Here is a 20,315-nt window from a genome sequence, read left to right on the forward strand (position 1 = left end):
CTCCCGAGCACCACTCACAGCCACGGCCCGGATACTGCCAGATCGTTGAACGATCTGGCAATCGACCCCTAAACGATGTTGTGCTCCGCCGGTGCGGTACCGGCGCGGCCGAAGCGCCGGACGTCCAGCTCGGTGATGTCCACCGCCGTCGGTCGGTCCAGGTAGAGGTCCCGGATCAGCTCGCCGGTCGCCGGCGCCATCTGGAAGCCGTGGCCCGAGAAGCCGGTCGCGTAGAAGAACCGTGACAGCAGGACGCTTTCCCCGATGATCTGGTTGCGGTCGGGCGTCATTTCGTACAGACCGGCCCAGGCCGTCCGGACGCCGGCGTCGAGCACGGCCGGGACGCGCCGGCCCGCGAGTTCGGCCAGCCGCAGCAGCCACTCGCCCGCGTCGTAGCGGGTGTCGAAGCCCGGGAAGCCGTCGTCTTCGGGGAACGACATCGCCAGACCCGCGCCTTCGCGGTGGAAGTAGAACGCCGACGGCAGCTCGATGGTCAGCGGGATCCGCTCGGGCAGCCCCGGCACCGGGCCGGTGAACACGACCTGCCGCCGGAACGGCCGCACCGGGAGGTCCAGTCCGGCCAGTTCGCCGATCCGGCCGGACCACGCGCCCGCCGCGCACACGACCGCGCCGGTCCGGACGAAGCCCGCGGTCGTGTTAACGCCGGTTAACGAGTCGCCGTCACGTTCGACGCCGATCACTTCCACGCCGGTGCGCAGCGTCGCTCCGAACATCCTCGCCGCACGCGCGTACCCGCGGACAACCGCGTCCGGCGTCGCCTTCGCATCGCCCGGAGACCAGAGTGCGGCGATGATCCCGTCCGTCTCGAGCAGCGGGAGAACATCCTTCGCTTCCGCAGGAGCCAGCAGGTGGCTCCTTACGCCGTAAGTCCGCTGCAGCTCCGCGCAGTGTCCGATTGCGGCGACTTCCGCCGGGTCGGTGAGCAGGTACAGGTAACCGTCGCGGCGGAAGTCGATCTCCGTGCCGAACCGCTCCGAGAAAGCGCTGTACGCGGCGAGCCCGCGCAGTCCCAGTTCGACGTTCACGCGGCTGGTGAACGACGATCGGATGCCGCCCGCGGCCTTCGCCGTCGAGCCCTCGCCCAGGCCGCCGCGTTCCAGGAGCAGGACGTCGACGCCGGCTTCCGCCAAGCGGAACGCGCAGCTCACGCCGATCACACCGCCACCGATCACGACGCACTCGGCCATCGGTGGCAACGACGTTTCCCCGGCGCCGGTGACGGTCATACTCGCCAATGTAGAACGTGATCCACCGGCGGCCGCCGAGCGCGTAGAGTCGGCGTGCCGAGTGCGGAAGGTGATGTCCCATGGCGATGATGCCCGTGACCGACTCGATGTTCCTCCTCGTCGAAACGCGCGAGCATCCGATGCACGTGGGCGGTCTGCAGCTGTTCAAGAAACCGGACGGCGCCGGACCCGAGTACCTGCGTGACATCCGCAAGAACCTGCTCGAATCGGACAACATGCGCTCGGTGTTCCGGCGCCGTCCGGCGAGGCCCGTCAACACGATGGGACACGTGGCCTGGCGCGCGGAGACCGACCTCGAGCTCGACTACCACTTCCGGCACTCGGCGTTGCCGCAACCGGGCCGCATCCGCGAGCTGCTGGAGCTCACGTCCCGGTGGCACAGCACCCTGCTCGACCGGCACCGGCCGTTGTGGGAGACGCACCTCATTGAAGGGCTCGCCGATGGCCGGTTCGCCGTCTACACCAAGGTCCACCACGCGCTGATGGACGGCGTCTCGGCGCTGCGCCAGCTGCAGGGCACGCTGTCGGACGACCCCGCGGACCTGGATTGCCCGCCGTGGTGGGGCAGCCGGCGCAAGCCCGGCGAAGGCCGGGTCAAGCGGCCCCGGTCCTTCCTGCAGACCGCGAGCAAGACCGCCAACCAGCTCGCCGGGCTGGCCCCGGCCGCGATCAAGGTGGCGCGGGAGGCGTTCGGCGAGCACACCGTGACCCTGCCGGGGCAGGCGCCGCGGACGATGTTCAACGTCCCGATCGGCGGCGCGCGGCGGTTCGCGGCGCAGTCGTGGTCGCTCGACCGCGTCCGGCAGGTGGCGACGGCGGCCGGGGTGTCGCGCAACGACGTCGTGCTCGCGATGTGTTCCGGCGCGCTGCGGGATTACCTCATCGAGCAGCGCGCGCTGCCGGACGCGCCGCTGATCGCGATGGTGCCGGTGTCGCTGCGCCGGCAGAACGACCCGGGCGAAGCGGCGGGCAACAACATCGGCGCGCTGCTGTGCAACCTGGCCACCGACCTGCCGGACGCGGGCAAGCGGCTCGTGACGATCCACCAGTCGATGCGCAACGGCAAGCGGCTGTTCTCGGAGCTGACGCCGTTGCAAACGCTGATGTTATCGGCCGTTAACGTCGCCCAGCTGGGCGTCTCGCCGATTCCGGGCATCGTCAACAACACGCGGCCGCCGTTCAACCTGGTGATCTCGAACGTGCCTGGGCCGCGCAAGCAGATGTACTGGAACGGCGCGCAACTCGACGGCATCTACCCGGCGTCGGTGCTGCTCGACGGCCAGGCCGTCAACATCACGCTGACCAGCAACGGCGACCACCTCGACTTCGGCGTCACGGGCTGCCGCCGCAGCGTTCCGCACCTGCAGCGGATCCTGACACACCTCGACACAGCCTTGGTGGAACTCGAAGCCGCGGTAAAGTAACCCGCTCATCGAAACGTTTGCTCCCCCATCGGAAGGAAACTTTCCGAACCGGCTGGTCAGTCGTGTGCACCCGCTCTTAGGGTGGCGGCGATCAGTCCCGGAGAGGAGCAGGAAATGACCGAATCCGTTGAGGTGTGGACGACTCCCGACTTCGTCGAGTACGAGACCCCCATGGAGGTCACCGCCTACGCGGCCCGCATGGCGGACTGACCGGTGCCCGTCGAGCCGCTCGCGGAAAGCGCATTCATCGCGGCCCTACGCGGTCTTTCCGCCCGCTATTGGGGCACGCACCCGTTCCACCACCGGCTGCACGCGGGCGAGCTCGACGCGCACGGGCTGCGGACCTGGGCGGCCAACCGCTGGTACTACCAGTGCCAGTTGCCGCAGAAGGACGCGGCGATCATCAGCAACTGCCCGCTGCCGGAGATCCGGCGCCAGTGGCTCGACCGGATCGTCTACCACGACGGCCCGCACGCCGGCGCCGGCGGGATCGAGCGGTGGCTGCGGCTGTGTGAGGCTGTCGGCCTCGATCGCGACGAGGTGCTCGACGAGCGGCACGTCGCTCCCGGGGTCCGGTTCGCCGTCGACGCGTACGTGACGTTCGCGCGGACGAAGCCGTGGTGGGAGGCCGTCGCGTCCGGGCTCACCGAGATGTTCGCCGGGCACCTGATGCAGCAGCGCGTCGCGGACATGCTCGCGCACTACTCCTGGATCGCGCGCGAAGACCTCGCGTACTTCACCAACCGCATCGACAAGGTCTCCGGCGAGGGCAAGGACACGCTCGACATCGTGGTCCGCCACTGCGTCACGCGCGAGCAGCAGGACCGCGCGGTCGCCGCGCTGTCGTTCAAGTGCGACGTCCTGTGGTCGATGCTCGACGCGGTCGAACGGGCGGCGCGGTGATCACCGTGGGCTCGGTCCCGCAGCTCCGGCGCGGTGTCCGATTGTCCTTCGACCACGTTCGCGAGACGCACGTGCTGCTGTTCCCCGAAGGCGTGCTGGTCCCGAACACCACCGCGGCGGCGGTGCTCGAACTCTGCGACGGCGTCCGGACCGTCACCGACATCACCTCGGCGCTGGGCACGCGCTTCACCGGGGTCCGGGAGCGGGACGTCCTCGACGTGCTGGCCCGGCTGGGCGAACGGCGGGTCGTCGCGTGGACGTGAAACCTCCTCTCGGGCTGCTGGCCGAGCTGACCCACCGGTGCCCGCTGCACTGTCCTTATTGCTCGAACCCGGTGGAGCTGGTTTCCCGCGCCGCCGAACTGTCCACAGCGGACTGGCTTTCGGTGCTGTCGCAAGCGCGTGAACTGGGCGTGCTGCAGGTGCACATGTCCGGCGGCGAGCCGCTGGCCCGCCCGGACCTCCCCGAACTGGTGGCGCACGCGAGTTCGCTCGGGTGCTACGTCAACCTCGTCACGTCCGGGCTCGGGCTCACCGCGCCCCGGCTCGACGACCTCGTCTCGCGGGGGCTGGCGCACGTCCAGCTGTCGGCGCAGGGCGCGACGCGGGAGCGGTCCGACCTGCTGGCCGGCGCGCGGGCGTTCGACCACAAGCTCGCCGCGGCCGCGTTGGTGAAGTCGTCCGGGCTGCCGCTGTCGCTGAACGTCGTGCTGCACCGGCGCAACCACGACCAGCTGGCCGGGATCATCGAACTGGCCGAGCGGATGGGCGCGGACCGGCTCGAGCTGGCGAACACGCAGTACTACGGCTGGGCGCTGCGCAACCGCGCGGCGCTGATGCCGACGCCCGAGCAGCTCGCCGCGGCGGAACCGGTCGTGCGCGCGGCGGTTTCGCGATTGCGAGGCACGATGGAGATCGTCTACGTCGTCGCCGACTACTACGAGCCGTACCCGAAGCCGTGCATGTACGGGTGGGGCGCGCGGCAGCTGACCATCGCGCCGGACGGGACGGTGCTGCCGTGCCCGGCGGCGTCGGCGATCTCGACGCTGCGGCTCTCTTCCGTGCGGGACACGCCGCTCGCGGAGATCTGGTACCGGTCCGAGTCGTTCAACGCCTACCGCGGCGAGGACTGGATGTCCGAACCGTGCCGGACGTGCGACCGGCGTGAGCTCGACTTCGGTGGCTGCCGCTGCCAGGCGTTCCTGCTCACCGGCGACGCGTCGGCCACCGACCCGGTGTGCTCGCGATCCCCGCAGCGTTCGCTGGTCGATCTCGCGCTGTCGCGGCCGCCGGCCGCCGACCTGGTCATGCGCCGGTGAGGGTGATCGTGCTCGGCACCGCGGCGGGCGGCGGATGTCCACAGTGGAACTGCGCGTGCCGGCTGTGCGCGTCCGGGCTGCCGCCGCGTTCGCAGGACTGCGTCGCGATCAGCGCGGACGGCACCGGCTGGTACCTGCTCAACTGCTCCCCGGACATCCGCGCCCAGATCCTCGGGACGCCGGCGCTGCGAGCCGGGCCGGGACCGCGGGAGATCCCGCTGCGCGGAGTGTTGCTCACCGACGCCGAACTCGACCACACGCTGGGGTTGCTGATGCTGCGCGAGGCCGGCGGGCTGCCGGTGCAGGCACCTTACGCTGTATGGCAAGCACTGTCCCCGTTCCGCGCGATAGCCGACGGCTACGGCGGCTGGACGTCTCTCACAGACCTGCCCGGCCTGCGCGTCGACGTACTGCCGGTCAGCGACAAGAAGCCGAAGTACGCGGCCGCCGGGGAGGGTCCGTGGGTGGTCGCCTACCGGATCTCGGACGTCGCGACCGGCGGGGTCCTGGTCTACGCGCCGTGCCTGAAGAGCTGGCCTCCCGGGTTCGACGCCTTCGTGGACGGTGCCTCGCTTGTCCTCCTCGACGGAACCTTCTACGCGCCGGACGAGATGGCCGGAGTCGGCGGTCCGGACCAGCTCGCGATGGGGCACCTGCCGATCACGGCGAGCCTGCCCCGGATCGCCGGCCGGCGCTGGGCGTACACGCACCTCAACAACACGAACCCGGTGCTGGACCCGACATCGCCCGAGCACGCCGCCGTCCTAGCCGCCGGCGCGCTGCTCCCGCCGGACGGCGCCACGTACGTGCTCTAGGCGATGCCTTCGGGAGCGGCGCCGGCGACCTGGACGGCGTCGAGCTGCCAGGTGCCGAAGGCGATCTTCCCGGCCAACGAGACCCCCAAATAACTCTTTGACAGTTGTGCCAGACTGGCGTCATGCCCCACGACAACCTGCGCGTGCTCGCGCATCCGCTCCGCATGCGGATCCTGTCGCTGCTGACGGGAACGGCCCTGAGCGCGGCCGAAGCGGCGCGCGAGCTGGGCGACACGCAGGCGAACATCAGCTACCACCTGCGCCGGCTGCACGAAGCGGGCCTGCTCGAGGTGGCCGAAGAAGTCACGATCCGCGGCGGCCGCGCGAAGCGCTACCGCCACGACCCGGACTCGGGCCGCCGGTTGACGACCCGCTCCCCGGCCGAGGCGCAGCTGCTGACGCAGGCGATAGCGGGCGAGCTGCTCCGCCGGGCGTCGCAACGGGCCCACGGCCGGCCGGCGTCGCTGACGGACGCGGAGCTGTGGGTGGACCCGAACGTCTGGGCGCGCCTGCTGAAGCAGGCATCGGAGCTGAGCCACGAACTCCACGCGGCGGCCCAGCCGCCGCGAACCCCGGGGACGGTGCGAGTCAGCGCGAGCGTGGCGCTGTTCGAACTGGCCGAGCCGCCCGAGTCCTCGTGAACGCGCGTTAACACGTGCCCTGATCGCCCCCACCTCGCCGGAGCCGCTGCCATGACCTCCCTGCTCTTCGCCCCGCTTCGCGAAAGACGTTTCCGCGCGCTCGTCACCGGACGGACGTTCGCCGACTTCGCCAACGCCGTCGCGCCCTTCGCGCTTGCCTTCGCCGTCGTCGACCTGACGGGGTCGGCCGTGGACCTCGGGATCGTCGTCGGCGCGCGGTCGATCGCGAACGTGCTGCTCGTGCTTTTCGGCGGCATGCTCGCCGACCGGTTGCCGCGGTCGGTCATCCTGCAGGGCACCGAGACCGCCGCCGCGCTCACGCAGGCCGCCATCGCGGCGAGTGTCCTTCTCGGATTCGCGTCGATCCCGCTGCTGGTCGGGCTCAGCCTGGTCAACGGCGCCGTCTCGGCCATCTCACTGCCGGCGGCCGCGTCGCTCACGCCGCTGACCGTGCCCGCGCCGCTGCTCGCCCAAGCGAACGCGCTCGTTCGCCTGCTCTCCAACGCCGGTCGCATCGCCGGCGCAGGTCTCGCCGGCGTCCTCGTCGCCTTCGCCGGCTCCGGGTGGGCGCTCGCCGGGAACGCCGTCCTGTTCCTCGCGGCCGCGGTCTCCTACCGCCGCATCCACCTGCCGCGCGGCGAACGAATCCCCGGCAGCCGCCCGCTCGCCGAGCTCGCCGAGGGTTGGCGGGAGTTCCGCTCCCGGTCGTGGGTCTGGCTCGTGGTCCTGCAGTTCATGATCGTCAACGCGGTGAACGCGGGCGCTCTACTGGTGATCGGGCCGCTGGTCGCCGACGACACGTTCGGCCGCACCGGCTGGGGCCTCGCGCTGGCGGTCCAGACCGCCGGGTCGCTGGTCGGCGGCGTCGTCGCGGCGCGCTGGCAACCCCGGCGGATGCTGCTGATCGGCGTCGCGCTGGTGATGGTCGACGCCCTGCCGATCCTCGCGCTCGGCCTTACGCCGTACGTCTTGCCGTTGCTGTTCGCGATGTTCCTCGCGGGTGTCGCGATCGAGCAGTTCGTGGTGGCGTGGGACGTCTCGCTGCAGGAGAACGTGCCGCCGGAGAAGCTCGCCCGCGTCTACTCCTACGACATGCTGGGCTCGTTCGTCGCGATGCCGCTCGGCCAGATCGCCGCGGGTCCGCTGGCCGAGCACGCCGGCCGTTCGGCGACGCTGCTCGGCGCGTCCGCCCTGGTCGTCGCGGCGACGGCGGTCGTCCTGGTCAACCCGCAGATCCGCGGGCTGGTCCGCCACGCGCCGGTCAGTTCGGGGTGAGGCGTTCCGGGGTCAGGTCGCGGTGGCCGTCCAGCCGCCACCAGCTCTCCAGCGTTTCCCGCAGCACCTTCAGCAGTTCTCCGCCCATCTCCAGGGGGACCAGCGCCACTTTGCCGTCGTCCACCCGGATGGCCGCCGTCAGCCGGTCGCCCTGCTCGATCAGGCCCACTACCACCCGGGTCGGTTCGCCCGCCGGGTCGACGGTCGGAATGGCGCGCTCGTACCGCCAGCCTTCAGCGTTCACCCGGCCGACAGTGGCACAGCCTCCGCCGGCCCGGCACCGCTTTCACCCTCACGTGTGGTCAGGCGGGCGCCCAGGGCCGGACTTCCTCCAGGAGCTTCGCCACCGCGAGCACGAGGTCGTCCGAATGCCGCGGCCCGATGATCTGCAGCCCCACCGGCAAACCCGAAGACGTCGTGCCCGCCGGGACACTGATCGCCGGCTGCTGGGTCATGTTGAACGGGTACGTGAACGGCGTCCACTCCGGCCACTCGCTCAACCCGCTGCCTGGCGGCACGTCGTGTCCCGCTTCGAACGCCGGGATCGGGACGGTCGGCGTGATCAGCACGTCGTGGCGCGTGTGGAACTCGCCCATGAGGATGCCCAGCGCGGCGCGTTCGGCGGTCGCGTCGAGGTAGTCGCTCGCGCTCCACTTCTCGCCGAGCTCCCAGACCTTGCGCAGGCCCGGGTCCGTCCGCTCTTCCGAGCCGGGCGGGAACGTGCTGAGCAGCTTCGCCGCACCTGAGGACCACAGGATGTCGAACGCCGGCTTCGGGTCGGCGAACCCGGGGTCGGTCTCCTCGATGTGCAGGCCCGCGTCGCCGAGCGCGCGCACCGCCGCCGCGACGACCGCGGCCACCTCCGGGTCGACGTCGACGTACCCGAGGGTCGGCGAGAACGCGGCCCGCAGCCCGCGCACGTCCCGGCGGACGGCCTCACGGAACGACGCCACCGGCGGCGCCAGCGCGGCCGGGTCGCGGTGGTCGGGCAGCGACAGGACGTCCAGCAGCAACGCGGTGTCGTCCACCGAGCGCGCCATCGGGCCGGCGTGTGAAAGCGGGCCGAACGGGCTCGCCGGGAACAACGGGATGCGGCCGTGCGTCGGCTTCAGCCCGACGATCCCGCAGAACGACGCCGGGATCCGCACCGAGCCGCCGCCGTCGGTGCCGACGGACAGCTCGCCCATGCCCGCCGCGACGGCCGCGGCGCTGCCGCCGCTCGACCCGCCCGCCGTCTTCGACGGGTCGGCGGGGTTGCGCGTGATGCCTTGCAGCGGGCTGTCGGTGACACCCTTCCACGCGATCTCGGGCGTGGTCGTCTTACCCAGTAAGACCAGCCCGGCCTCGCGCATCCGCGCGGCGACGGGACTGTCGACGTCCCACGGCTGGTCCGGGCTGATGCTCTTCGAGCCCCGGACGGTCGGCCACCCCTGCGTCAGGAACATGTCCTTGATCGAGGACGGCACGCCGTCGAGCCAGCCGATCGGGTTGCCGTCCCGCCAGCGGGCCTCCGACGCCTTGGCCTGCTCCAGCGCGCGCTCGGCGTCGACGAGGCAGTACGCGTTGCAGTCGCCGTCGCGGGCTTCGATGGCCTGCAGCGCGTTCTGCGTCGCCTCCACCGGTGACAGCTCACCGGTCGCGAAGGCGGCCACGAGCTCGCTGGCGGTCAGCATCCTGTCGTTCATCCGGCTCCCTGGTTCCCCGACGGCACGTAGCCGAGCGTCTTGTCGACGACATTGCGCAGCGGCTCCCCAGCCTGCCAGCGGCGGAAGTTCTCGGTGAACACCTCGACGAGCGTGTTCCGCCAGCCGACGAAGTCGCCGGACATGTGCGGCGAGACCAGCACGTCCGGCATGCTCCACAGCGGACTGTCCGGCGGCAGCGGCTCCGTGTCGAACACGTCGAGCGCGGCGCCGGCGATGGCCTTGCTTTCCAGCGCCGCGACCAGGTCGGACGTGACGACCAGCTCGCCGCGGCCCACGTTCACGAACCGCGCCGAGGGTTTCATCGCGGCGAACGCGCGCGCGTCGAACATGCCCTTGGTGTGCTCGGTCAGCGGCGCGACGGCGACGACGTAGTCGGCGTGCGGCAGGAACTCCTCGAGCCGCGAAGACTCGTGCACGACGCCGAAGTCGGGGTCGCCCGTGCGCTCACGGCGGCCGGCGCCGCGCACCCGCATCCCGGCCGCGCGCAGCAGCCGCGCGATGGCCCGGCCGATCGGCCCGGTGCCGACGACCACCACCTCGCGCCCGGCGATCCGCTCGCTCTCGCGGTGCAGCCAGCGGCCCTCGCGCTGTAGATCGTGCGAGCGCGCGAAGTCCTTCGCGAACGCCAGGACGACGCCGAGCACGTACTCCGCGATGGCGTCGTCGAAGACACCCCGCGAGTTGGTCAGCACGACGTCGCTCTCCACCAGCCCGGGGAACAGCACCGGGTCGACACCCGCGCTCGCGATGTGCAGCCAGCGCAGGCGATCGGCCGCGTACCAGGCGCCGGGCACGGCCGTGGAGAGGAAGTCGTAGACGAAGAACGCGTCGGCTCCGGACAGCGCTTCGGGCAGGCCCGCCGCGTCCGTGTAACGCACGACCGCCCTGGATTCGACAGCACGCATGTCCGGTGGGCGGTGCTCGCCACAGAGCACTGCCAGGACCGGGGTTTCCTGGTTTTCCGAGGCGATCACGTTGACACGGTAAAAGCGGCTCGTATGATTGTCAACAATCCGAGGAACGACCCCCGGAGCACCGGACGTGTCATCAAGTGCAGACGTATTCCGGAGGCTGAGCCTTGGATTTCGACTTCCTGGCGTTCGACGGCCCGCTGGCGCAACGCGGCATCGGCGTCATCGCACCCTTCGACCTCGCGCTGGAGCGCGAGCTCTGGCGCTGGGTGCCGATGGAGGTGTCCCTCCACCTCGCCCGCACGCCCTACGAGCCGGTGCCGGTCAGCATGGAGATGGCGCGCCTGGTCAGCGACAGCCACCACCTGGCCAGCGCGACCCGCGACGTGCTGCACGTCGAGCCCGAGGTCGTCGCGTACCTCTGCACTTCGGGCAGCTTCGTCAACGGCGTCGACTACGAACGCTCGCTGACCAAGGCGATCTGCGATGCCGGCGCGCCGGACGCCGTCACCACCTCGGGCGCGCTGGCCGAGGTGCTGCACCAGCTCGACCTCCACCGCGTCTCGGTTCTTACGCCGTACGACGCGGACCTGACCCGCGCCCTGCACGACTTCCTTGCGGAGCTGAACGTCGAAACCGTCGCCAGCGACCACCTCGGCCTGGGCGGCGGCATCTGGAAGGTCAGCTACCGCACCATCGCCGAGCGCATCCTCGCCGCCGACCACGGCGAGGCCGAAGCGATCTTCGTCAGCTGCACCAACCTCCCCACCTACGACCTGATCGAGCCGCTGGAGGCCGCGCTCGGCAAGCCGGTGCTGACGGCCAACCAGCTGACCATGTGGGCGTGCCTGCGCCGGATGAACCTGCCCATCGTCGGACCCGGGAAGTGGCTTCGTGACGTGTCGTGAAGGTTTTCCTTGACCAACCCTCTAGGATTGTCGACAATTTGCGTCCCTCCGGAGGATCCGTGACCACCATCGGTTTCATCTACCCCGACCACGCGGCCGAAGACGACTACCCGCTGGCCGAGCAGCTGCTCGGCGGCGCGGCCGCCGACGAGGGCGACATCCGGCTCGCGGTCGAGCACATCTACGGCACCGACAAGCACGCGGTGGCCGAACTGCTCGACCTCGGCAGCGAGAGCAGACTCGCCGACGGTGCCGCTCTGCTCAAGAAGCACGAGCCGGACGCCGTCATCTGGGCCTGCACCAGCGGCAGCTTCGTCTACGGCTGGGACGGCGCGCGCGACCAGGCCGACCGCCTCGCCGCCGTCGCCGGGGTTCCCGCCTCCAGCACCTCCTTCGCGTTCGTGCACGCCGCGCGCGCCCTGGACGTCAAGCGGGTCGCCGTCGCCGCCAGCTACCCGGACGACATCGCCCGGCTGTTCGTGGACTTCCTCAAGGCCGGCGGCATCGAGGTCGTCTCGATGGCCAGCGCGGACATCGTCACGGCCGCCGAGGTCGGGGCGATGACGTCCGAAGCCGTCGTCGAGCTCGCCGTGCGCAACGACCACCCGGACGCGGACGCGGTGCTGGTGCCGGACACCGCGATGCGCACGCTCCAGGAGATCAACATCGTCGAAGCCGCGCTGAAGAAGCCCGTGCTGACCGCCAACCAGGTGACCGTGTGGGAGGGCCTGCGCCTGACCGGGCGGCACCGGCTCGTCCGTTCGCTCGGCGCGCTCTTCCGGCACCTGCCGGGCGGGAGCGCCTGACATGGCCCTGCCGCCGGGCATGCTGCCCGAGATCGAACCGGTCAGCCGCGAGTCGACGGCCGCAGTGATCGCGCGCCAGCTGCGCGACGCGATCATGACCGGCGCCCTCCCGCCCGGGACCCAGCTCGGCGAAACCGAGCTGGCGTCCCGGTTCCAGGTGTCACGGGGGCCACTCCGGGAAGCAATGCAGCACTTGGTCTCGGAAGGGCTCCTGCGCAGCGAGCGCCACCGCGGGCTGTTCGTCATCGACCTCGAGCCCGGCGATGTCTACGACATCTATGCCGCTCGTTCGGCGATCGAACGCGCCGCCATGCTCCGCGCCCTGCGCGGCGGGGACCGCGACCGGATCGCCGACGTCCTCGAGCACACCGTGACGGAGATGGCGACGGCTGCGAGCGAAGACGATCCGAACGCGCTCTCCACCGCGGACCTCAGGTTCCACGAGGCCCTCATCGACGCTTCCGGCAGCAAGCGGCTCGTCCGGATGGCCCGGACCCTCCTCATCGAGACGCGGATGTGCCTCACCGCGCTGCAGAGCACCTACCAGCGGGTCGAGGAACGCGTGGAGGAACACACGAAGCTCATCCAGGCGCTTCGCGACGGGGACGAGGAAACGGCCCTGACCCTCCTCGAGGCGCACATGGAGGACGCGGTGCAGCGGCTGGCGCCGGGGACGAGCCTCCGGGACGGGCACGCCCCGCCGGTACCGGGAAACGCTTGAGCGCAGCTGCGGCAGCCGTGACCTGCGGGCCCACGCACGTGCCCGGTAAACGGGCGCGTGCAACCGCCGCCGGGGCGGCACACGCACGGCCGGCTCAGGTTCGGGTTCCGAATCGCGCGGCACGTGGCCGGCCGGCTCTGGTTCGGTTTCCGGATCGGGCGGCACGCGCACGGCCGACTCTGGTTCGGCCTCCGGCTCGCGCGGCAGGCACACATCGACGAACAGCTCAGGCTCGGCTTCCCAATCACGCGGCACGTGCACGTGGACAACCGACTCCGGATCGCCCGGCGGGCTCGCCCGGACAACCGGCTCCGGCTCCGGCTCGGTGTCCCAATCGCGCGGCAGGCGCGCGTGGACGATCCGCACGGGTGGTGGCGGGAAGCAGTTGGACGGCGGAGAACACCCGCAGCTAATCGCCATCGCGCACCCCCAGGACCGGCTGGCCGCCGAGGCCGTCGCGGTAGTCCGCGGCCCACGGCCAGCGGCCACGCGCGTCCGTGTAGACCAGTTGCAGCGCACGGATTTCCGGGCCGTACAGGTCCGCCGCGAACACCAGGTGCACCCCCGGCTCGGTCAGGGCGACCACCTCGAGCAGCGTGCCGCCCGGCAGCGAGACGCGGTCGCCCGCCGCGGGTGGTGAGCTGGCCAAGACGCGCGCGGCGGAGTCGTTCAGCAGCCGGCCGGCCGCCTCGACCGGCAGGCCCGTCACGACCAGCTCGGGCAGGTCGTACCCGCTCAGGCCGATCGTGTAGGCCCACGGCGGGTACGCCCCGGCTCCCTCGATCCCTTGCACCAGCCAGCCCCGCTCGGCGACGCCGTCGCGAAGCCGTTGCACGTAACCGGATCTGTCCGGGTCCTCACAGGCAAAGCACATCGGTGGCTCCTCCCCCTCGGTGGGTGTGCGACCACCGTGCCGGAGGGCACCGACAAAAACTCAGCCCAGCGCTTCTGCCACCGCCGTGCCGAGGCGTTCTGTGGTATCCGTGCCGCCGAGGTCGGGGGTGCGCACCCGGCCCTCGTCGAGCACCCGGTCCACCGCGGCCCGAATCGCTTGCGCGGCAACGGTTTCACCGAGGTGTTCGACCAGCATCGCGGCCGCCAGGACCTGCGCCACGGGGTTCGCGATCCCCTGTCCCGCGATGTCCGGAGCGCTCCCGTGGACCGCCTCGAACATCGACGGATGTTCACCCGATGGGTTGATGTTGCCGGACGGCGCCATGCCGAGCCCGCCGGTGATCGCGGCCGCGAGGTCGCTCAGGATGTCGCCGAAGAGGTTCGACCCGACAATGACGTCGAGCCGGTCCGGCGCCTGGACCATGCGCGCCGCCAGCGCATCCACGTGCATCTGTTCACTGTGGACGTCCGGGAACTCCGCCGCGACCTCGGCGAAGATCTCGTCCCAGAACGGCATCGAGTGGATGAGCCCGTTGGACTTCGTCGCGGAGCAGACGCGCGAAGTCCGCGTCCGCGCCAGTTCGAAGGCGTACCGGATGATCCGTTCCACGCCGACGCGCGTGAAAACCGACTCCTGCAACACGAATTCGTCCGGCCGTCCGGCGTTGTGCCGGCCGCCGATCGCGGAGTACTCCCCTTCGGAGTTCTCGCGGACGATGACCAGCTCCAGCTCCTCGGCCTTCCGCCCGGCCAGCACCGAAGTAGTGCCGGGCAACAGCCGCACCGGACGCAGGTTGACGTACTGCTGGAACGCGCGCCGAAGCGGGATCAGCAGCCCCCACAGGGAAACGTGGTCCGGGACCCCGGGGAAGCCGACCGCGCCGAGCAGGATCCCGTCGAACTCCGAGAGCCGCGCGACACCGTCGTCCGGCATCATCGACCCAAGCTGGGTGTAGCGCTCGCAACTCCAGTCGAACTCCGTCCACTCCAACGAAAAGCCGAAGAGAGCGGAAGCCCGGTCGAGGACCTTGCGGGCCTCGACCGTGACGTCCACGCCGATGCCGTCGCCGGGGATGCTCGCGATGCGGTAGGCCGTCACATCGCCACCGCGATGTACTTGGTCTCGAGGAACTCGTCGATGCCGACCGAGCCGCCCTCGCGGCCGAGCCCGGACTGCTTGATGCCGCCGAACGGCGCCGCCGGGTTCGACACGATGCCCTGGTTGAGCCCGATCATCCCGGCCTCCAGGGCTTCGGAGACCCGCAGCGCGCGCTTGAGGTCGCTGGTGAAGACGTAGGAAACGAGGCCGAACTCCGTGTCGTTGGCCTTCGCGACCGCTTCTTCCTCGGTGTCGAACGGCGTGATCGGGGCGACCGGCCCGAAGATCTCCTCGTGCGTCAGCCGCGCCTCCTGCGGGACGTCGGTGAGCACGGTCGCCTGGTAGAAGTGCCCCGGCCCGTCGACGCCGGAGCCGCCGGTGAGCACCTTCGCGCCGCGGTCGGTGGCGTCCTTGACCAGCTCCGTCACCTTGTCGACGGCCTTGTCGTCGATCAGCGGGCCGACGACGACGTCCTTCTCGGTGCCGCGGCCCATCGGCAGCGCCTCCATGCGCTCGGTCAGCCGCCGCGAGAACTCCTCGACGACGCCGCGCTGCACGTAGAAGCGGTTCGCCGCCGTGCACGCCTCGCCGATGTTGCGCATCTTGGCCTGCATCGCGCCGTCGATGGCCGCGTCCATGTCGGCGTCGTCGAAGACCAGGAACGGCGCGTTGCCGCCCAGCTCCATCGACGTCCGCAGGATCTTGTCCGCGCACTGTTCGAGGAGCTTCCGGCCGACGCCGGTGGAGCCGGTGAAAGACAACTTGCGGGCGCGGCCGTCGCGGATCAGCGGCTCCATCACGCCGCCGGAGTCGCTGGTCGTGATCACGTTGAGCACGCCTTCGGGCAGCCCGGCCTCGGCGAGGATGCCGGCCAGCGCGAGCATCGACAGCGGCGTCTGCGCGGCGGGCTTGATTACCGACGTGCAGCCCGCGGCGATCGCCGGGCCGATCTTGCGGGTGCCCATCGCCATCGGGAAGTTCCACGGCGTGATCAGCAGCGTCGGGCCGACCGGCTGCTTGGTGATGAGGAACCGGCCGACGCCGTTCGGGGCGGTCGCGAAGCCGCCGTCGATGCGGACGGCCTCCTCGGCGAACCAGCGGAAGAACTCGGCGGCGTAGGCGATCTCGCCCTTCGACTCGGCGAGCGGCTTGCCCATCTCGAGCGTCATGAGCAGCGCGAGCTCCTCCTGGCGCTGCATCAGCAGCTCGTACGCGCGGCGCAGGATCTCCCCGCGTTCACGCGGTGCCATCTTGGCGAAGTCGGCCTGCGCGGCGACGGCGGCGTCCAGCGCGGCGACGCCGTCCGCCGGGGAGGCGTCGGCGATCTGGCACAGCTCCTTGCCGGTGGCCGGGTCGACCACCGGGAACGTCTTCCCGGACCGGGCGGCGACCCACTTACCGCCGATGAACAGTTCCTTGCCGACCGCGTCGACGACGCCGGACTCGGTGCTCGCGCTCATCCCGACTGCTCCTCACGTGTTGTCCCGAGGGCCATGCTATGGATATTGTCAACAATCGACAACCCGCTCAACCGACCAAGGAGCACGCTGCCATGGCCCAGCTATCTCCGCTGCTCAAGCAGGCAACGCCCGTCGTGGTCGACCACGGTGAAGGGGTTTACCTCTACGACGTCGAGGGCAAACGCCACCTCGACTTCACCGCCGGTATCGGCGTCACGAGCACCGGGCACTGCCACCCGCGCGTCGTGCGCGCGGCGCAGGAGCAGATCGGCAAGCTCGTCCACGGGCAGTACACGACGGTGATGCACAAGCCGCTGCTCGAGCTGACCGAGCGCCTCGGCGCCGTCCTGCCGAACGGGCTCGACTCGGTCTTCTACGCGAACTCGGGCAGCGAAGCCGTCGAAGCGGCGTTGCGGCTTTCGCGGCAGGCGACGAAGCGCCCGAACGTCATCGTCATGCAGGGCGGCTTCCACGGCCGGACCGTCGCGGCGGCGACGATGACGACGTCGGGGACGCGGTTCAGCGCCGGCATCGGCCCGCTGATGGCGGGCGTGCACGTCACGCCGTTCCCCTACGCCTACCACTACGGGTGGGACGAGCAGACCGCGACGAAGTTCGCGCTGCGCGAGCTGGACTTCCTGTTCCAGACGGTCAGCGCTCCGAACGAGACCGCCGCGATCTTCGTCGAGCCGGTGCTCGGCGAGGGCGGGTACGTCCCGGCGAACACCGAGTTCATGGCCGGCCTGCGCGAACGCGCGGACCGGCACGGCATCCTGCTCGTCGTCGACGAGATCCAGACCGGTTTCGGGCGCACCGGCAAGTTCTGGGGACACGACCACTTCGACGTCTCCCCCGACATCGTCCTCATCGCGAAGGGCCTGGCCAGCGGCTTCCCGCTGTCCGGCATCGCCGCTTCGCAGGAGCTGATGGCGAAGGCGCTGCCGGGCTCGCAGGGTGGCACGTACGGCGGCAACGCCGTCTCGTGCGCGGCGGCGATCGCGACGCTCGAGGTCATCCAGCAGGAGAACCTCGTCGAGAACGCCGCCGAGCGCGGCCGCCAGCTGCTCGAAGGCGCGCGAGTGATCGCGGACAAGACGCCGGCGATCGGCGAGGTGCGCGGGCTCGGGCTGCTGGTCGGCTCGGAGTTCACCACCGCCGACGGCGAGCCGGACGCCGCGACCGCAGCCGCCGCGCAGCAGACGGCGTCGAAGAACGGCCTGCTGCTGCTCACCTGCGGGCCGTACATGAACGTCGTCCGGATGGTGCCGCCGCTGATCGTCAACGCCGAGCAGGTCGACGAGGCTCTGCGCATCTGGGGAGACGTCGTCGCATCGGTCACGGGGAGCTGAGCATGGCCCGGTACATCACGATCACCCTCGACAAGCGCGGGGTGTCCTGCCGCGCGCGGCTGCTCGACGACGAAGCTCCGCGGACGTGCAAGGCGGTGTGGGACGCGTTGCCGCAGAGCGGCTCGGCCTACCACGCGAAGTACGCGCGCAACGAGGTCTACACGCTCGTGCCGCCCTTCGCGGAGCCGAAGCCCGGGCGGGAGAACCCGACGATCACGCCGATTCCCGGCGATGTCGTGTACTTCGGCTTCGAGGCCGGGGAGATCGGCAACCCCGCGTACGGCTACGAGGACGACAGCGAAGCGCACGGCGACCAGGGCGCGACCGACCTGGCGATCTTCTACGGGCGCAACAACCTGCTGATCAACGGGGACGCGGGCTGGGTGCCCGGCAACGTGTTCGCCACGATCGAGGAGGGTCTCGCCGACATGGCGGCGGCCGCGCAGGACCTTTGGCTGCGGGGTGTCGAGGGCGAGACGCTCTCGTTCGCGCGGGCCTGATTCCCTTTCCCGCCAAGGGGACGCCGGGTGCGGTGACCGCATCCGGCGTCCCTTTTCACTGCCCGCGGCCACCCGAAAGAGTGATCATCAAAAAATCACCTTTCGTGGCCGGTGATCACTAGATCGAGCTACTCGCGTACCCGAGATGCCGGATCAAGGCCGAAATCACGGAGTGTGATGATCGGGCCGCTTACTACCCAGAGTGGTTGACCGCCGAAACGGGCACCCCGGCGTCAAACACGAAGGGATTACGTGTTTAGCATGGGAAGATTCCGCGGCGCCACAGCTTTGCGGATACGGCTCTTTGACAGCTCGCCAGCACGGTGAAAACCTGACTCCGCTCTCGCGAGAGCATCTCCAGGGAAACCATTTTTCACTTCACCAAGGAGCCTTTCCATGCAGACGTTCGTCCAGCACGCCCCCTACTGCCACGACATCATCACCGGCGCGCTGGCGCACCTGGCGCACGTTCTCGGCTGGCTCGTCTGAGCCTGACTGGAACTCGACGCCCGGCCGCGGGAAACCGCAGCCGGGCCGTTTTCACGCCAGCTCGGACAACCGCGCGAAATCGTCGTCGGAAAGCGTGATTCCAGCCGCGCCGCAATTCTCTTCGAGGTGCGGGAGCGAAGACGTGCCGGGAATGGGAATCACGACCGGCGAGCGTCGCAGCAACCAGGCGAGGGACACCTGAGCGGGGGTCGCCCCCAGGCCGGCCGCGACCTTGCCCAGCACTCCGCCCTCCGTCGCGTGGTCACCGCGCGCGATCGGCAGCCACGGGACGAACGCGATCCCTTCGCGCTCGCAGTAGCCGAGGACGTCCTCGGACGCGCGGTCGGTCAGGTTGTAGCGGTTCTGCACGCTCGCGATGGGCGCGATCGCCCGCGCTTCGGCCAGCTGCGCGACGCTGACCTCCGACAACCCGATCCGAGCGACCTTGCCCTCGTCCCGCAGCCGGGCGAGCGCGCCGACCTGATCGGCGATCGGGACCTGCGGGTCGAGCCGGTGCAGCTGCAGCAGGTCGAGACGCTCGACGCGCAGGCGCCGCAGGGAGAGTTCCGCCTGCTGCCGCAGGTATTCGGGCCGGCCGAGCGGCACCCATTCACCCCGGCTCGGGCGCGCGTGGCCGCACTTCGTCGCGATGAACAGTCCCTCGTACGGGTGCAGCGCGTCGGCCAGCAGTTCTTCGTTCAGGCCCAGGTCATAGGCGTCCGCGGTGTCGAAGAACGTCACGCCCAGCTCGGCCGCGCGGCGGGCCACCGCGGCGGCGCCGTCCCGGACGTGGTCCCACTCGGTGAGCCGCATGGCGCCGAAACCCAGGCGGCGCACGGAAACACCGTCTTCGAAGGTGTACGTCGATGTCATGTCGCGAAGCTTCACCCGGCGCCGGCGTCACTCACCAGAGATTTAGTCTGGACTAAATCCTGTTCGGTAACCGGGTCGTCACGCTGAAGTACTCGGCCGCGAAATCGGACAGCCGCTGCGCCGCGACGGACAGGTACGCGTCGGCGCGCCAGACGAGGTTCAACGTGCGGTGGCAGTCCGGCGCGTCCACGTGCAGCCAGACGCCCGGGATGTGGGTGACCCCGCGGGAGTACGCGGGCACCAGCCCGATCCCGAGACCCGCTCCGATGAGGTCGCCGGTGGCACCGGGCTCGTCGCTCTCGCACGTGTACTCGGGACGCAGGCCGGCCGCCGCGAACAGCCGGTCGGCCAGCTCGCGCGGCCAGTAGCCGGGGCGGGTGGTGACGAACGGTTCGCCCGCGAGGTCGGCGATCCGCACGCGTTCCCGCCCGGCGAGCCGGTGCCCGACCGGCACGGCGAGCAGCACGTCCTCGTGCAGCAGCTCCCGCGTCCGCAGGTCCGCGCCGGGCAGTGGCTGGGAGGCGAAGCAGAGGTCGACCTCCCCGGCGCGCAACTGGTTCGCCATCTCGGTGGCCGAGGACTGGTACAGGCGGATGTCGACGCCGGCGTGCGCCGCGCGGAACTCGGTGACCACGCCGGTGAGCGTGAGCAGGGTTTCCGCGGCGACGGAGACGCTGCCGTGGTCGAGCCCCGCGGCGTCGGCCAGCTCGCGGCGGGCGTCGTCCAGCTCGGCCAGCGCCCGGTCGACGCGGCGGAGGTAGCCGGCGCCGAACCGGTTGAGCCGCAGCCCGCGGCCCACGCGGTCGAACAGCGGCACGCCGAGATCGGCCTCGAGCCGGGCGATCGCGCGGCTCAACGACGGCTGCGCGACGCGGAGTTCGGCGGCGGCCTGGCTGAGGTGCTCGCGGCGGGCCACCGCCTGGAAGTAGCGCAGCTGCAGCAGGTCCATTTCATA

22 protein-coding genes are annotated in these 20,315 nt (G+C 70.5%); 13 read left to right on the plus strand and 9 right to left on the minus strand.

Going from position 1 to position 20,315, the window contains the following annotated elements; all coding sequences use genetic code 11:
* Positions 1–68 precede the first annotated feature (68 nt).
* On the minus strand, positions 69–1,247 hold the full coding sequence (locus BLV96_RS14520; protein WP_244180225.1) for an NAD(P)/FAD-dependent oxidoreductase: 1,179 nt from the start codon (positions 1,245–1,247) through the stop codon (positions 69–71).
* Positions 1,248–1,327: 80 nt separating this feature from the next.
* On the opposite strand from BLV96_RS14520, the gene BLV96_RS14525 reads away from it, so the two are divergent.
* The 8 genes from BLV96_RS14525 to BLV96_RS14560 all read left to right on the plus strand — a co-directional run bounded on the left by BLV96_RS14525 (position 1,328) and on the right by BLV96_RS14560 (position 7,644).
* Complete coding sequence (locus BLV96_RS14525; RefSeq protein WP_086670352.1) at positions 1,328–2,692, plus strand: WS/DGAT/MGAT family O-acyltransferase; 1,365 nt, start codon at positions 1,328–1,330, stop codon at positions 2,690–2,692.
* Positions 2,693–2,806: 114 nt separating this feature from the next.
* Entirely contained in the window at positions 2,807–2,902 is a 96-nt protein-coding gene (pqqA, locus tag BLV96_RS14530; RefSeq protein ID WP_086670354.1) for a pyrroloquinoline quinone precursor peptide PqqA, read from the plus strand.
* 3 nt (positions 2,903–2,905) lie between these two features.
* Positions 2,906–3,595: a pyrroloquinoline-quinone synthase PqqC gene (pqqC, locus tag BLV96_RS14535; protein ID WP_086670357.1), complete on the plus strand. Its 690-nt coding sequence runs from the start codon at positions 2,906–2,908 to the stop codon at positions 3,593–3,595.
* On the plus strand, positions 3,592–3,858 hold the full coding sequence (gene pqqD / locus BLV96_RS14540; protein WP_086670359.1) for a pyrroloquinoline quinone biosynthesis peptide chaperone PqqD: 267 nt from the start codon (positions 3,592–3,594) through the stop codon (positions 3,856–3,858). The genes pqqC and pqqD overlap by 4 nt, the downstream gene beginning before the upstream one ends.
* Positions 3,849–4,913: a pyrroloquinoline quinone biosynthesis protein PqqE gene (pqqE, locus tag BLV96_RS14545; RefSeq protein WP_086670361.1), complete on the plus strand. Its 1,065-nt coding sequence runs from the start codon at positions 3,849–3,851 to the stop codon at positions 4,911–4,913. Before pqqD ends, pqqE begins: the two co-directional genes overlap by 10 nt.
* A complete protein-coding gene (pqqB, locus tag BLV96_RS14550) occupies positions 4,910–5,728 on the plus strand; it encodes a pyrroloquinoline quinone biosynthesis protein PqqB (protein ID WP_086670363.1) in 819 nt (272 codons plus the stop codon). Before pqqE ends, pqqB begins: the two co-directional genes overlap by 4 nt.
* A 122-nt stretch (positions 5,729–5,850) precedes the next feature.
* Positions 5,851–6,369: an ArsR/SmtB family transcription factor gene (locus BLV96_RS14555; protein ID WP_086670366.1), complete on the plus strand. Its 519-nt coding sequence runs from the start codon at positions 5,851–5,853 to the stop codon at positions 6,367–6,369.
* A gap of 51 nt (positions 6,370–6,420) precedes the next feature.
* The gene (locus BLV96_RS14560) at positions 6,421–7,644 is read left to right on the plus strand and encodes an MFS transporter (RefSeq protein ID WP_086670368.1); all 1,224 of its coding nucleotides are present in this window, start codon (positions 6,421–6,423) and stop codon (positions 7,642–7,644) included.
* On the opposite strand, the gene BLV96_RS14565 is transcribed toward BLV96_RS14560, so the two are convergent.
* From BLV96_RS14565 to BLV96_RS14575, 3 genes are read right to left on the minus strand one after another with little or no spacing between them, the layout of a single operon-like run.
* On the minus strand, positions 7,631–7,888 hold the full coding sequence (locus tag BLV96_RS14565; protein WP_086670370.1) for a hypothetical protein: 258 nt from the start codon (positions 7,886–7,888) through the stop codon (positions 7,631–7,633). The genes BLV96_RS14560 and BLV96_RS14565 overlap by 14 nt on opposite strands.
* 58 nt (positions 7,889–7,946) lie before the next feature.
* The gene (locus BLV96_RS14570) at positions 7,947–9,329 is read right to left on the minus strand and encodes an amidase (protein WP_086670372.1); all 1,383 of its coding nucleotides are present in this window, start codon (positions 9,327–9,329) and stop codon (positions 7,947–7,949) included.
* Complete coding sequence (locus BLV96_RS14575; RefSeq protein WP_086670375.1) at positions 9,326–10,324, minus strand: D-2-hydroxyacid dehydrogenase; 999 nt, start codon at positions 10,322–10,324, stop codon at positions 9,326–9,328. The genes BLV96_RS14570 and BLV96_RS14575 overlap by 4 nt, the downstream gene beginning before the upstream one ends.
* A 104-nt stretch (positions 10,325–10,428) precedes the next feature.
* Between BLV96_RS14575 and BLV96_RS14580 the strand changes: the two genes are divergently transcribed.
* The 3 genes from BLV96_RS14580 to BLV96_RS14590 are packed head-to-tail and all read left to right on the plus strand — an operon-like array spanning position 10,429 to position 12,696.
* Complete coding sequence (locus tag BLV96_RS14580) at positions 10,429–11,169, plus strand: maleate cis-trans isomerase family protein (RefSeq protein ID WP_086670377.1); 741 nt, start codon at positions 10,429–10,431, stop codon at positions 11,167–11,169.
* Between the two features lie 59 nt (positions 11,170–11,228).
* Positions 11,229–11,975, plus strand: a complete 747-nt coding sequence (locus tag BLV96_RS14585; protein ID WP_086670379.1) for a maleate cis-trans isomerase family protein — start codon at positions 11,229–11,231, stop codon at positions 11,973–11,975.
* Between the two features lies 1 nt (position 11,976).
* Positions 11,977–12,696 (plus strand): GntR family transcriptional regulator, encoded by a 720-nt coding sequence (locus BLV96_RS14590; RefSeq protein WP_086670381.1) that lies wholly within the window; start codon positions 11,977–11,979, stop codon positions 12,694–12,696.
* A gap of 409 nt (positions 12,697–13,105) precedes the next feature.
* Here BLV96_RS14590 and BLV96_RS14595 read toward each other — a convergent pair whose 3' ends face one another.
* Genes BLV96_RS14595 through BLV96_RS14605 form a run of 3 tightly spaced genes read right to left on the minus strand, consistent with a single transcriptional unit; the run spans position 13,106 to position 16,149 of the window.
* Complete coding sequence (locus BLV96_RS14595) at positions 13,106–13,570, minus strand: DUF4262 domain-containing protein (protein ID WP_086670383.1); 465 nt, start codon at positions 13,568–13,570, stop codon at positions 13,106–13,108.
* A 60-nt stretch (positions 13,571–13,630) separates the two neighbouring features.
* Positions 13,631–14,689: a tartrate dehydrogenase gene (locus BLV96_RS14600; RefSeq protein ID WP_086670385.1), complete on the minus strand. Its 1,059-nt coding sequence runs from the start codon at positions 14,687–14,689 to the stop codon at positions 13,631–13,633.
* Positions 14,686–16,149 carry an NAD-dependent succinate-semialdehyde dehydrogenase gene (locus BLV96_RS14605; RefSeq protein ID WP_086670387.1) on the minus strand — a complete coding sequence of 488 codons (1,464 nt, stop codon included), beginning with the start codon at positions 16,147–16,149 and terminating at the stop codon, positions 14,686–14,688. The genes BLV96_RS14600 and BLV96_RS14605 overlap by 4 nt, the downstream gene beginning before the upstream one ends.
* Positions 16,150–16,241: 92 nt before the next feature.
* Here BLV96_RS14605 and BLV96_RS14610 point away from each other — a divergent pair, with 92 nt between their 5' ends.
* Both BLV96_RS14610 and BLV96_RS14615 read left to right on the plus strand, forming a co-directional pair.
* Positions 16,242–17,498 (plus strand): aspartate aminotransferase family protein, encoded by a 1,257-nt coding sequence (locus BLV96_RS14610; RefSeq protein WP_086670389.1) that lies wholly within the window; start codon positions 16,242–16,244, stop codon positions 17,496–17,498.
* A gap of 2 nt (positions 17,499–17,500) precedes the next feature.
* Positions 17,501–17,998: a DUF3830 family protein gene (locus BLV96_RS14615; RefSeq protein WP_086670391.1), complete on the plus strand. Its 498-nt coding sequence runs from the start codon at positions 17,501–17,503 to the stop codon at positions 17,996–17,998.
* A gap of 540 nt (positions 17,999–18,538) precedes the next feature.
* Here BLV96_RS14615 and BLV96_RS14620 read toward each other — a convergent pair.
* Both BLV96_RS14620 and BLV96_RS14625 read right to left on the minus strand, forming a co-directional pair.
* A complete protein-coding gene (locus BLV96_RS14620) occupies positions 18,539–19,360 on the minus strand; it encodes an aldo/keto reductase (protein ID WP_086670393.1) in 822 nt (273 codons plus the stop codon).
* 52 nt (positions 19,361–19,412) lie between these two features.
* Positions 19,413–20,309 (minus strand): LysR family transcriptional regulator, encoded by an 897-nt coding sequence (locus BLV96_RS14625; RefSeq protein WP_086670395.1) that lies wholly within the window; start codon positions 20,307–20,309, stop codon positions 19,413–19,415.
* Positions 20,310–20,315: the final 6 nt, after the last annotated feature.

The sequence above is a fragment of the Amycolatopsis pretoriensis genome (assembly GCF_900107925.1).
Lineage (GTDB): Bacteria > Actinomycetota > Actinomycetes > Mycobacteriales > Pseudonocardiaceae > Amycolatopsis > Amycolatopsis pretoriensis.